Below are 13,401 nucleotides of genomic sequence, written 5' to 3'. Positions count from 1 at the left end.
TAGTGATCAATTTTGCATAGTGCAAAATCAGCAATTTAACCGAGTCTATATAATGCGGAATTGATTACTTATTTATGCAAAATATTTCGCCGCGCTACAAACAAGGTGATTTTTATAAACACTTGTGGACTCTACAACAGTCTCTGAAATCAGACATGGACGTAAAATGAAACATCGATTAGATAAAAACCGTTATAACAGCTTTTTGCCTTCACACTTGGCAATATTAAAGACACCACCGTCTTATTTGGCTCTATATGTCGCTATTTCTATTGGTATAGGCGTTTTTCTTGCCGTGACTTGGTCATTTTTTGGCAAATTGGATATTCAAGCAACGACTCAGGGGAAACTGATTGTTTCGGGACGAACACAGTTAATTCAAGCGTTTGAATTAAGCCGTTTAGAACATATTCATGTTACTGATGGGCAAGTAGTAAAACAAGGGGATCCTTTAATTACTGTCAATGTGCTCGGCGTTGACCAAGATATCCTAAGTTTAAATTATCAACATAACTTCCATGTATCTGAAATACTAATTTATCAATCATTGATTTCACAACAGCCCCTTGAACAATTACCTTTATTTAGTCAATTAACTGAAACAGAACAGAACAATGCGCGGGCTAGCTTTCAAACACAAAAAATAGAATTTGATTCATTAATTAATGAACTTAACAATGAAATTCAATTAAATATTGTTAATCAACAAGCTAGAAAAGATGAATTACTAACCATCAACTCCCTCATTGTGAACATCAAAAAGCGCCTTGATGCACACCATTCGTTAACAGAAAAGCAGTTAATCAGCCAGAAAGAGTTTTTAGAACAAGAGCGGGAACTATTAATCGCTAAAAAAGAAAAAGTCACCAAATTATCTGAGTTATCAATTCTAAAAAGCCAGCATCACGCCTTAAATGAAAAGATGGGCAGAATGAAAGCACAAAAAAACCAAGAGTGGGATGAAAAATACAAACAAGCCGACTTTAAGCGAGTTTCTCTTGAACAAGAATTATTAAAAAATAAAGAGAGGAATCAATTAGAGATTATACGAGCTCCCGTTGATGGCACTATTCAGCAGCTTGCTACACATACTTTAGGGGCTGTGCTACAACCGGCACAGCAGTTAATGGCGGTAGTTCCTAATAATCATGTTCAATTAGCTGAAATTAAAATCTTGAACAAAGATATTGGGTTCATCCATGAAGGGTTGAGAGCAGAAGTGAAAATAGATGCTTTCCCTTACACTCGTTATGGCACGGTTGAAGGTGAAGTGATTTCCATATCTCGTGACAGTACTCTCGATGAAAACCTTGGATTAGTATTCTTAGGACAAATCGGTCTTAATCAAAAAGAACTACTCGTCGATGGTGAGTCCATTGAACTGACTCCCGGTTTATCCATTGTAGCTGAAATAAAAACGGATAAACGTCGCATTATTGATTACTTGCTCAGCCCTATCAATGAATACACCTCAAACGCGATGAGAGAGAAATAATCGATGGAACAATTAAATAATCATGGCTTGGATGCTTTAGTTTGGGTGGCTAAATATTACCAAAACAATGTTTCATCTGATCAACTCAGGCATGCAATTGGTATGCAAGCTTTATCCCCTACTGAGTGAGAAATTAGAGAATGCGCACATACATTAGGGTATGAAACCGAGCTTATTACCGCGCAATATACACAATTAAGCACGCTGCCTTTACCTGCTTTAATCTATGTAGCGGGTTTTTGGCAAGTTATTAGCCAAGAAAATGAACTGGTACTCATAAACCCCTCCGATGACGAACGGGAACCCATTCATAACTCTACTGTACTTCCAGAAACTGAATTTGACGTATTACTCATTAAAGAACAATTAGAGCCCGAGCAAAAAAAAGCCTTTGGCTTTAGTTGGTTTATTCCCTCTATTTTGCGCCAACACGTTAAATTACGAAATATTTTTATTCTCTCTGCCATTATTCAGCTTTTTGCCTTAATTAGCCCTTTATTATTTCAAAATTTAATCGACAAAGTGTTAGTTGGACGCAGTCTCTCAAATTTGCATGTCATTGCATTGGCAATTTTTGCCATTGCTATTGCAGAGCCGATATATGGCTTTATTCGTAATAAAATTTTTAGTCATAGTAGCAGCCAGATCAGCGCTGAATTATCAGGCAAAATTTATCGCCATTTAATGGCCTTACCTCTAAATTATTTTAAGCTAAGACCAACCGGTAAAATTATCGCAAGGATCCGTGAATTAGCCCATATAAGGCAATTCTTAACGGGTTCAACTCTGATGCTATTTATAGACTTTATCTTTGTCATTCTTTTTGTCGCGGTTTTATTTTCCTACAGTAGTTTGATGACTTGGATTTTATTAGGCTCTATGGGGGTATTCTTTGTTTTATGGATGATCCTAGGCCCAATTATTCGCCAGCAAACTGAAAAATCCTATCAAGCCGATGAAAATGGTCTCACATTTCTTACTGAAAGTATTACTGGGATTGAAACCATAAAAACGACAGCAACAGAGAAGTACTTTAACCAACGCTGGAAAAAAATATTTAGTAAACAGCTAACTCAAAGCTTTAAAGTTTCAATGCGCAGTGAGGTGGCCTCTCAATTAATGACATTCGTGAGCAAAATAACTACCGCAATCCTTTTGTGGGTTGGTGTCAAAGAGGTGCTAAATGGTGGGATTTCGCCTGGCGAATTAGTGGCATTTAATATGCTAAGTGCGCATGTTACACAGCCTGTGTTGCGGTTTGCCCAAGTTTGGCAAGATTTCCAACACACCATCATTTCATTACGTCGAGTGGGAGATATTCTTGATGAGCCCGTAGAAAATGAACGTAAGGGGATTGCAAATACGTCAAATATTCACGGAAAAATCGAGTTTCAAAATATTCGCTTTCGTTATCAACCTGATACGCCCGAAGTTCTCAATAATTTGTCATTAACGGTTAATGCAGGTGAATTTATTGGCATTACCGGCCCTTCAGGTTCCGGGAAAAGTACCCTAACAAAGTTATTACAACGACTTTATGTCCCACAGCACGGGCAAGTTATTGTTGATGGTATGGATCTCGCGGTTGCAGATACCGTTTCATTACGCCGAAAAATGAGCGTCGTATTACAAGAAAGTACCTTATTCGTCGGCTCTATCGCTGATAACATTCGATTAAGTCATCCACAAGCGACTGATGAACAAGTTATTCACGCAGCAAAATTAGCTGGCGCTTATGACTTTATAATGTCATTACCTGATAATTTTAGTTACCCCTTATCAGAAAAAGGCTTAAACCTTTCAGGCGGTCAACGTCAACGAATTGCGCTTGCACGTGCTTTGCTCACCGAACCCGATATTTTAATTCTCGATGAAGCTACTTCCGCACTCGATTATGAATCAGAAGCCGCCATTATGGAAAACATGCCATTAATTACTCAAGGAAGAACCGTTATTAGTATTGCGCATCGGTTAAATACGATTATGCACGCAGATAGGATATGTGTGATTTGCCAAGGAGAAGTACACGAAATGAATTCACATGAAAACTTACTCAAATCAAATGGCTTATACGCCAATTTATGGTACCAACAAACACAATAACGCGTATAAAAAAGCATCACGGCTATAACAAGTGGTGTTTTTTTACTAAAAGTGCTCACTTTACAACCAATTAAACCAAATCATCATAGATGAAGCTATAGCACAAGGGAATTAGCTAGGGTATCATGGCGCGCTGAATTACTGGCACACCCTTTTAGCAGTTATAAACATGGCAAAAGAACAAACAGATCGAACTACGCTAGATTTGTTCGCTGAGGAACGAAGGCCTGGGCGACCTAAAACAAGCCCGCTATCACGGGATGAACAATTAAGGATCAACAAACGCAACCAACTGAAACGAGATAAAGTGAAGGGATTGCGCAGGGTTGAATTGAAGCTGAACGAAGAAGCTGTCGCGGTATTGAATCAGTTAGCTGAAGATAAAAATATAAGCCGTAGTGAATTGATCGAAGAAATTTTAATGTCACAACTTGAGCATGTCGATACATCAATACTCAAATAACGTTATCTTGATAAATCACACAAATTTGACAGACTTAGCAACATTTTTTCGCCAGAATAAGGCGTAATATTCTATCTATTTTCGTTCTAAATGGGCTCTAGAAGGCAAATTATCGCCTCTAGCTCTCTTAGAAAAACAAGAGGTTAATCACTTTATGGCAGTCATAGGCATTTTCTTCGGAAGTGACACAGGTAACACAGAAAATATTGCCAAAATGATCCAAGAAAGATTAGGCAAAGATGTAGCAGAAGTTCACGATATCGCAAAATGTAGCAAAGAAGATATTGAAGCTTTTGACATTCTACTTCTCGGTATTCCAACTTGGTATTATGGTGAAGCCCAATGTGATTGGGATGATTTCTTCCCTACTCTCGAAGAAATTGATTTCGAAGGTAAACTTGTCGCCTTATTTGGTTGTGGAGACCAAGAAGACTACGCTGAATATTTCTGTGATGCTATGGGTACGATCCGCGATATTATCGAACCTCGTGGTGCTGTTATTGTTGGCCATTGGCCAACAGAAGGTTATCACTTTGAAGTATCCAAAGGCATGGCAGATGACAACCACTTTATTGGTTTAGCTATTGATGAAGATCGTCAACCTGAGCTAACAGATGAACGTGTTGATGCATGGGTAAAACAAATCTCTGAAGAAATGTCTTTAGCTGAAATTTTAGGCTAATAGTTCATATAAAGAACCCTTACCCATAGATTGCACCACTGTTTTGCACAAAATGAATCACCTAAACCAGTGGTGTGAACTAAAATAACCGATAAGGTATCCTAATAGGATAGGTTCTCAAGAGATTATCAAAATAATGAGACAATGCATGGTTTCTATTTTTATTTTCCATGCCTATAATTGTAAATCAGTTTAGAAGACAACTGTATTGATGTTAAAAATGTCTCATTATTGTTAAATTTATGATTTAAGATACAGGACAAACCCGCATGACAGACAACAATAAAGCATTGAAAAATGCTGGACTCAAAGTCACTCTTCCAAGATTAAAAATTTTGGAAGTACTTCAAGAGCCTGAGTGCCACCACGTCAGTGCGGAAGATCTCTATAAAAAGCTGATCGATATGGGTGAAGAGATCGGGTTAGCAACCGTATACCGCGTGTTAAACCAATTTGATGATGCTGGTATCGTAACCCGTCACAACTTCGAGGGTGGTAAATCTGTATTCGAGTTAACTCAGCAACATCACCATGACCATTTAATCTGTTTAGATTGTGGAAAAGTGATTGAGTTTACTGACGAATCCATTGAAACTCGCCAAAAAAATATCGCTGCTCGCCATGGCATTAAACTATCTAACCATAGTTTATATCTATATGGTCATTGCGCAGACGGTGATTGCCGTGATAATGCTGACGCACACGAAGCAAAAGAGTAATAGTATTCAACCATCGTTGATAAAGCGTAATGGTTAAAAATACCAAAACCCTGATAATAAACTTTATCAGGGTTTTTTATTTTAAGTATCGATATTTTTTCAATCGATTAGTGATAATTTCTGGTGAATAACTTAAATTTAACTATTTATCACTAAAATTTTTAGTTAGTAAAAATTTCCCCTAGAAACTATAATAGTTGCAATTCAAATCAAAACCTTTATATTATTTCACCGATGAATATATTCTATTATCTAGAATTACACTTACATATCAAAGTAGTATATAAATAATATTATAGATGATTTCTAGGGTTTCATACTATATAAAATTATTTTATTACCTTACTATAATTTTAACTCTAGATTAGAGAGTTAATGATTCAAATGTAGCCATAACGTTAACGTACAATTTAAATGTGTAATTACATTTATTGACTAAACTTATTGAGTACTTTAGTAATTTGTAAGAGATTAACTGATGAAAAAAACATATCTTTTTCTCAATACAAGTTTTTTCTTCTGGTTTCTTACTTTAATAGGGTGGTTTTTTAGCTATTTAACTATCGCCTTATTTTCGTTTGCATTATCAATACTGTTCTTGATCGTATACTTCAATCAAAAAAAGGTAAGTAAAATGTTCACCAAAAGACAAAACAAGCCCGCACCTACAGCAACGCCCCCTTCGATAAGTAGTGAGCCTGAAGTGACCATAAAGATAGAAGAACAAGTCACACTATCAACTCCAACTATTAGTGAAGAAAAATCGAATACGATTATCTCTAGGGACGTTATTTTTGAAGGAAATATTACCTCTAATGAGCAAGTGCATATCTACGGAAAAGTCATTGGGAATATAACTGGAAAAGATAATATGGTTAAAGTTATGTTAAACGGCCAAGTGACAGGAAATATCACCTGCAAAGAACTGGTGGTAAATGGGCGAATTGAAGGTGAATGCCACTCTGATACTATTTGTATTGAAAATAATGGAGAAATCCACGGCACGATCCATTACAGCAGTTTATCAATTAAAAAAGGTGGGATTTTATCTGGTCAAGCACAAGTTAAAAACCCAGCTCATCATTCAGAAAAAGTTACCGTATTAAAAGATAAACTAAAACAAGACACTTTCATACTCAATGAAAGTGTAAATAATGCATCTTTATAATTACAATAAAAATAAGGTGAAAATACTCACCTTATTTTTAAGCTTTAATATAGGCATTTATCCTTACGCTAATATCTTATTCATTATTAAAAATATAAGGTAATACCCTTTAATGACTGCCATGGTTTCCCCTATAGCAGTCATTGTGACTAAAATGTTTTATACTTTAAAATACAGTAAATGGCATCATCACCATAAATTTAATATCTTTTTCATCTTGGAAGATATTTCCGTAACCACCGCCATAGCTCGGAATATCTGTATGGTTATCATATTTGGTAAAATGCAGTTTAAACAACGTATCTTTCGCTCTACCTGACTGTACGGTATATAAAATATCAAAGTTCCATGCACTTTCTTTCAAACGTACATCTTGAGCATATTGGCTATTCGTACTTGGTTTTGCATCCCATCCATAAATATATGAGGTTCCGACCTTCCATCCGGCTAAATCCCAATTTTTTAAATCATACATGACACCTGCCATTACTGCTTTTTCATTATTAGCATTCCAGTCTGAACGGCCATCCCACCAAATATCCATACGGCCATTTGATGTTGCCCAGCCAGGGGTCATACGCTGTAGGAAATAACCTTGATTGCCTTTAGCTTTTACATAGGTTCCCTCAACTTTAAAATCAAATTCATCGTAGGTGTAACCTAATGTCATCGCTTGCAACCAAGCTAAACCGTCATAAACATCGTTAACTCCGCCGTCTGAAACCTTGTCTTTTGCTCCATAAAATTGATAAGACATACGTAAGTCACGGCCTACAACAGGAGTAGCATAGGAAACCTTGGCAAAATATTGATCCATATAACTTTTAGCTTGCCCATATGCACCTTCAAGGACTAGATGGTTTTTAAAGTCATATTTAAAGCCAATTGAGTGTAAATAGCTGATCCCAGTTTTACCATCCGCTTCACGAAAGTCATACATACTACGGTACCAAGGCGCTTTATAGCGGTCGGTCCACATATAAGACATGCTGAGTTCACCATTTTGCTCAAAATCAAACACCCCACCCAGCTCTAATCCGCGGTATGTTCCAGGCATATAACTCCAATGGGATGCTAAAAGCGTTTGCCCCGTTGGCTGAATATAGCCGCCTCTCCCCCAGAAAGGGCCATATTTCAATTTTGCAGCAGCCTTATAAAAAGTCACACCACTGCGATCCCCTGTCCATTTTTCATCCCAACGTGATTTCGCATCACTAAAGCCGATTTCATTTGGCGCAGCAGGCCCACTATTTGATAGCTCAATAGCTGTAAAACCGGCTAAATCAAGCCCAATGATGTCCTGGAAGTAGCCGGATGAGAAATCTAGGCTGGCATTAAACGTTGAGTGTTTAAGATTATCCGCATATTTTTTATATTTATCGCTATTTGGGTCTAAATCCTTACGTGAACGATCTCGTTGCCAGTAGTAAAGGCCACCAGTAAGTTTTGAATCTTCAAGAAATTGCTCCGCATGCATAATTGGCTGGTAACCAATAGGAAGCATCGCTATTGCAATTTTTAAGACGAGCAATTTCCTGCCAGTATTGACATTTTTATTAACCATTCTTGTATTCCTCTAATATTTTTTAATTTTATTTTTCGGCCGAAATACGATTTAACTTTCCATTTAAATCTAAATATTCACAATGAGTTATGCCTCTTGCGATGTATTTAGCCTATTTTTTGCAACGCGAATTATCAACACAGATACAGGCTTTGTTGCCAAAATATGATCAACGGCACATTAATTTTAATTAACTGCCATTATCACCGGTGATGACCTTACTAAAAATAAAATTTAATATATTGATAAATATGAAAAATAATGAAGAGAAACACATTCGGTGGGGCTTAAGATAAAATCTGTAAATTAACCCTTTGGACCTTAATTTTTGCTATTTGATAAGAATTCTCTAATTTCTATCACCACATTGACCTAATTGTCTTAAAAAAAATCAGATATTGAGTGAAATGCTTAGGATAAATGTTGTTATGCTGAAAAATAACATACATAAATATGAAATTTCTTAGCAACAATAAAACTAACGGGGTACAGGCTACTGCACCCCGCTGTATTGAATTAACACTTATTTTGATAATTAATATTTTTCAAATAATGCCTGAATTTGCTGGGGATCTTTAGTCTGGGTTAAGGCTAATTGCAGCAATACACGCGCTTTTTGCGGGTTCAACCTTTCTGAAGCTACAAAACCATATAAATTGTCATCTACTTCAGCATTTCTTGTTGTATAACCTGTTGGTACACGGCTTGAACGAACGACAACCACGTCTTCTTTCGCTGCTTTTGCTAAAGCGTCAAATACCACTTTATACATATTACCGTTACCCACACCTGCGCTTACAATTCCTTCAACCCCTTCTTCTCTCAAGGCTTTCACAGGAGCTGCTGATGCATTCGCATAATTATAAACGATACCTACCGCAGGGAGCTTTTCGAGTTTGCTTACATCAAATGCCGCTTTGTCACCACGTGGTTGTGGTGCTTGGAAATAGGTGACTTTACCATCATGAATAAAACCTTCTGCCCCACTATTAACGGCATCAAATGCCTGTACTTCAGTGGTGCTCATTTTCATCACATTACGGCCTTGCACGACTTTATCGTTCATTGCCATCAAAACACCACGCTCTCCAGCAGACTTATCCGTCGCTAAAACTACTGCATTATACAGGTTCAAAGGACCATCAGCGCCCAAAGCTGTTGAAGGACGCATTGCACCAACCAAGACAATTGGCTTTTTACATTGCGTGGTTAAATCAAGGAAAAATGCCGTTTCTTCTAAAGTATCAGTACCATGAGTGATTACAAAACCATCTGTTCTATCGCAATCTTGGTTAATTTTTTTCGCCAGTGTCAGCCAGACTTGGTCATTCATATCTTGTGAACCAATATTCACCAACTGCTCACCACTTAAATTGGCAATTTTTTGGGTTTCTGGCACGGCATTAATTAAAGCATCAATCCCGACTTTACCCGCTTGATAACTGGAAGATGTGGCTGAATCACCACCACCTGCTATCGTTCCCCCTGTCGCCAATACCGTAATATTAGGTTGAGCGATAGCGGATACGGCAAACAGTGAAACCAATGTCGCTAAAAGCGCTTTATTTCTGTTTTTCATCCTATTTTCCTTTCATTAATAAACTTCAGTTATTATGTGGATTTATGCTGGATTTGATGTGACCTATGCAATTATTTTAGGATAAATAATAAATATTAAGATGATTTAACTATGAATAAATAAAAAGCGTGAGGCTTACGACAAAAATCCGTATCATAGGCCGTTTGAAACACTCTATTCACAAGTGACTGACAATGAGCCAAACTTTTATTCCCGGCAAAGATGCCGCTCTTGAAGATTCCATCGATGCATTTCAAACCAAATTAAAGAAATTAGGGTTTGATATTGAAGAAGCCTCTTGGTTAAACCCTGTTCCCAACGTTTGGTCTGTACATATTCGCGATAAAGCGTGCCCGCTTTGCTTCACTAATGGTAAAGGGGCGAGCAAAAAAGCCGCATTAGCCTCAGCGCTTGGTGAGTATTTTGAGCGTTTATCAACGAATTACTTCTTTGCGGACTTTTACCTCGGTAAATCTATCGCTGAAGGGGATTTTGTTCATTATCCTAATGAAAAATGGTTCCCATTAACCGAAGATGACAGTTTACCTGAAGGGTTATTAGACAATCGTTTGATTAAGTTTTATGACCCCGACAACGCCTTAGCCGCTAGCCAATTAATTGACTTACAGTCCGGCAATGAAGAACGTGGTATCTGCGCTCTGCCATTTACCCGCCAATCAGACAACCAAACCGTGTACATTCCAATGAATATCGTTGGCAACCTATATGTTTCTAACGGAATGTCTGCGGGAAATACCGCCAACGAAGCCCGTGTACAAGGCCTTTCCGAAGTCTTTGAACGCTTTGTAAAAAATAAAATCATTGCTGAAAGTATTAGCTTACCGGCTATCCCTGCTGACGTCATGGCACGCTACCCTGCAGTAGTTGAAGCCGTTGAAACCTTAGAAAAAGAAGGTTTTCCAATTTTCTGTTATGACGCATCACTGGGCGGCCAATACCCTGTAATTTGTGTGGTATTATTTAACCCACAGAACGGGACTTGTTTTGCCTCATTTGGTGCTCATCCTGACTTTGGTGTTGCCCTTGAGCGTACCGTCACCGAATTGCTGCAAGGCCGTGGCTTAAAAGACCTCGATGTGTTTAATGCGCCGACCTTTGATGACGAGGAAGTGGCTGAACACACAAACCTTGAAACACACTTTATTGATTCAAGCGGTTTAATTAGCTGGGATTTGTTTAAAGATGATGCCGATTATGCCTTTGCAGATTGGAGCTTTAAAGGCACAACTCAAGAAGAATTTGCAACACTTATCAGTATTTTCAATACATTAGATGCTGAAGTCTATATTGCAGATTATAACCATTTGGGTGTCTACGCTTGCCGTATTTTAGTCCCGGGTATGTCTGATATTTACCCAGTAGAAGATTTACATATCGCAAATAACGCGATGGGCGCTTATTTACGCGACACCATTATCAACCTGCCTGATAGCCAATGGGAAAAACAAGATTATCTTGCCCTTATCGAGCAACTAGATGATGACGGTTTAGATGATTTTACCCGTGTTCGTGAATTACTCGGTTTGGCTGTAGGTAAAGACAATGGGTGGAGTAACCTGCGTATTGGCGAGCTAAAATCCATGTTAGCACTGGCGGGTGGTGATCTTGAACAAGCACTGGCTTGGGTTGAATGGACACAAGACTTCAATAGTTCGGTATTTACTGCTGAGCGTGCAAATTATTATCGTTGCTTGCAAACCCTGTTGTTGTTATCCCAAGAAGAAGAGCGTGACCCTGCGCAATACTACAACGCATTTGTACGTATGTATGGGCAAGAAGCAGTAGATGCGGCATCCGCTGCTATCGCTGGGGAAGCATGCTTTTATGGTTTGTGGTCGATTGACGAAGAACTGAAAGCACTTCCTGCGCACCAAGCCTTGCTGGCAGCTTATGAAAAGCTGCAAAAAGCAAAGCGTGACAATGCATAATGTGAATTGATTCGTTGACGGGGAGTTCACCCCGTCAACATTTTTACATTTTATTGGTTTATATTAATTATAAATCCAATGAACGTTTCCATAATAAGAAATCAAACTGCTCTAGCCGATCCGCTTGGACCTGATAGTCACCACTTGCCGTTTCAATCACCCGTTCAAATAACCCTTTACTTATTGTCGGTAATGGAACCCCATCAATAATTGGCCCACAATCATAATCAATCATGTCTGACAAACGTGTTGCAATTGCGCTATTAGTCGATATTTTTAAAACTGGCACAATCGGGTTTCCTGTGGGAGTTCCGAGCCCTGTCGAAAAAATAACTACGTTGCAGCCTGCAGCAACGAGGCCAGTGACCGCATCAACATCATTACCCGGCGTGCAAACTAATGATAACCCGCTGTCTGGCATTGGCTCCGCATAGTCGCATACCGCACTAATTGGTGAGGTTCCACCTTTTTTAGCCGCTCCCGTCGATTTAATCGCGTCGGTTATTAATCCGTCCGCAACATTGCCGGGACTCGGATTATCCGCAATCGTAGTATTAAAGAAATTCGCTGTTTTTTCATAACATTCCATCAAGTCTAAGAATTTTTTCTTATCCTCAAAAGAGATGCATCGCTTCACCATATCCCCTTCTGCACCACACAATTCAGGGAATTCAGCTAACCCAGATGCGCCCCCCAACGTGACGAGCCAATCAGAGACTAGCCCCATCGCTGGATTACCCGAAATCCCAGAAAAACCGTCAGAAGCACCACATTTCACACCGAGTTTTAAATGGGACAACGGAACATCCATACGTGATTGCGGTATGACAGCCTTCATGCATTCATAAGTTTGCTTCAAAGCGGTTTGCATCATTTCTTCTTCGCTATTCCATTCTTGCTGGCGGAAGTAAAGTGCAGGTTTAGCAAAATTGGGGTTACGAACGGCGAGTGACTCTTTAAACATTTTGCGCTGTGCTTTTTCACAGCCCAAACTGAAGACGGTAATACCGATGACATTGGGGTGATCCGCATAGGCAGCAAGCACATCACACATGGTCTTACTGTCAGAGGTCGCGCCACCGCAACCACTCGTGACCGTAATGCAACGCACGCCTTCTATATGTGGGAATAATTTAGGTTTTGCGACGCCCCCTTGCTCACCCACAGTTAAATCTAATGCAAAGTTTTTCAAACTATTATTGGTATAACCTAATGCTTCATTTAAGGCATCAGTAAGTTTTGTTACATTGCGGTTTTCACAAAATACTAATGGAAAGATCAGCCAGTAATTTGCGGTTCCCACTCGCCCATCCTCACGGACATAGCCTTTAAACGTGCGCCCTTGATATGCAGACACATCAGGGGCTTTCCACTCATATGGTACGTCTTGTTCTAAAGAAACTGGGGCTGCGTAATGGCGAATATTATCAACGGTGATAACTTCTCCTTTTGCGATTGGCTTTGTGGCTTTTCCTACTGCGGTGCCATACATCGAAACAATGCCATCAATAGGTATCGCTTCCATCGCAAACTTATGTTTTGCTTTAACATCTGTCACTAGGGTCACGTCTTCATTTCCCCAGCGATAAGCCTCTCCTGCTTGCAGGTCTTTTAAGGCAACAATTAGGTTGTCGCTCTCATCGATTCTTAATATTTTTTGCATATCTCACCTTCCAGAA

The 13,401-nt window shown here is 38.8% G+C and carries 9 protein-coding genes and 1 pseudogene; 7 read left to right on the top strand and 3 right to left on the bottom strand.

Annotation, left to right across the window (positions count from 1 at the left end; all coding sequences use genetic code 11):
• The first annotated feature begins 166 nt into the window (after positions 1 to 166).
• The 6 genes and pseudogenes from G6Q48_RS11425 (at position 167) to G6Q48_RS11400 (ending at position 6,630) form a co-directional block, all read left to right on the top strand.
• Positions 167 to 1,495: an HlyD family type I secretion periplasmic adaptor subunit gene (locus G6Q48_RS11425; protein ID WP_166266533.1), complete on the top strand. Its 1,329-nt coding sequence runs from the start codon at positions 167 to 169 to the stop codon at positions 1,493 to 1,495.
• Positions 1,496 to 1,498: 3 nt separating this feature from the next.
• Positions 1,499 to 3,598 (top strand): annotated as a pseudogene (locus G6Q48_RS11420) (type I secretion system permease/ATPase).
• 169 nt (positions 3,599 to 3,767) lie between these two features.
• Entirely contained in the window at positions 3,768 to 4,061 is a 294-nt protein-coding gene (ybfE, locus tag G6Q48_RS11415) for a LexA regulated protein (protein ID WP_102138471.1), read from the top strand.
• A 154-nt stretch (positions 4,062 to 4,215) separates the two neighbouring features.
• Positions 4,216 to 4,743 (top strand): flavodoxin FldA, encoded by a 528-nt coding sequence (gene fldA, locus G6Q48_RS11410; RefSeq protein WP_004256261.1) that lies wholly within the window; start codon positions 4,216 to 4,218, stop codon positions 4,741 to 4,743.
• Between the two features lie 269 nt (positions 4,744 to 5,012).
• Complete coding sequence (gene fur, locus G6Q48_RS11405; RefSeq protein WP_004256285.1) at positions 5,013 to 5,462, top strand: ferric iron uptake transcriptional regulator; 450 nt, start codon at positions 5,013 to 5,015, stop codon at positions 5,460 to 5,462.
• Between the two features lie 634 nt (positions 5,463 to 6,096).
• On the top strand, positions 6,097 to 6,630 hold the full coding sequence (locus G6Q48_RS11400) for a bactofilin family protein (RefSeq protein WP_232368197.1): 534 nt from the start codon (positions 6,097 to 6,099) through the stop codon (positions 6,628 to 6,630).
• Between the two features lie 166 nt (positions 6,631 to 6,796).
• Here G6Q48_RS11400 and chiP read toward each other — a convergent pair whose 3' ends face one another.
• Both chiP and ansB read right to left on the bottom strand, forming a co-directional pair.
• Positions 6,797 to 8,194, bottom strand: a complete 1,398-nt coding sequence (gene chiP / locus G6Q48_RS11395; RefSeq protein ID WP_166266531.1) for a chitoporin ChiP — start codon at positions 8,192 to 8,194, stop codon at positions 6,797 to 6,799.
• Positions 8,195 to 8,729: 535 nt separating this feature from the next.
• Positions 8,730 to 9,773, bottom strand: coding sequence for an L-asparaginase 2 (gene ansB / locus G6Q48_RS11390; protein WP_166266529.1), 1,044 nt, complete (start codon positions 9,771 to 9,773; stop codon positions 8,730 to 8,732).
• Positions 9,774 to 9,967: 194 nt separating this feature from the next.
• Between ansB and ycaO the strand changes: the two genes are divergently transcribed.
• Positions 9,968 to 11,722 (top strand): 30S ribosomal protein S12 methylthiotransferase accessory factor YcaO, encoded by a 1,755-nt coding sequence (gene ycaO / locus G6Q48_RS11385; RefSeq protein ID WP_166266527.1) that lies wholly within the window; start codon positions 9,968 to 9,970, stop codon positions 11,720 to 11,722.
• A gap of 67 nt (positions 11,723 to 11,789) precedes the next feature.
• Here the strand turns inward: ycaO and G6Q48_RS11380 are convergent, their stop codons facing one another.
• The gene (locus G6Q48_RS11380; protein WP_166266525.1) at positions 11,790 to 13,385 is read right to left on the bottom strand and encodes a UxaA family hydrolase; all 1,596 of its coding nucleotides are present in this window, start codon (positions 13,383 to 13,385) and stop codon (positions 11,790 to 11,792) included.
• Between the last annotated feature and the right edge of the window lie 16 nt (positions 13,386 to 13,401).

This window comes from Providencia sp. M-27 (assembly GCF_011077905.1).
Lineage (GTDB): Bacteria > Pseudomonadota > Gammaproteobacteria > Enterobacterales > Enterobacteriaceae > Providencia > Providencia huaxiensis.
The sequence above is the reverse complement of the archived record's forward strand: the minus strand, read 5'-3'. Positions and strand labels throughout refer to the sequence as shown.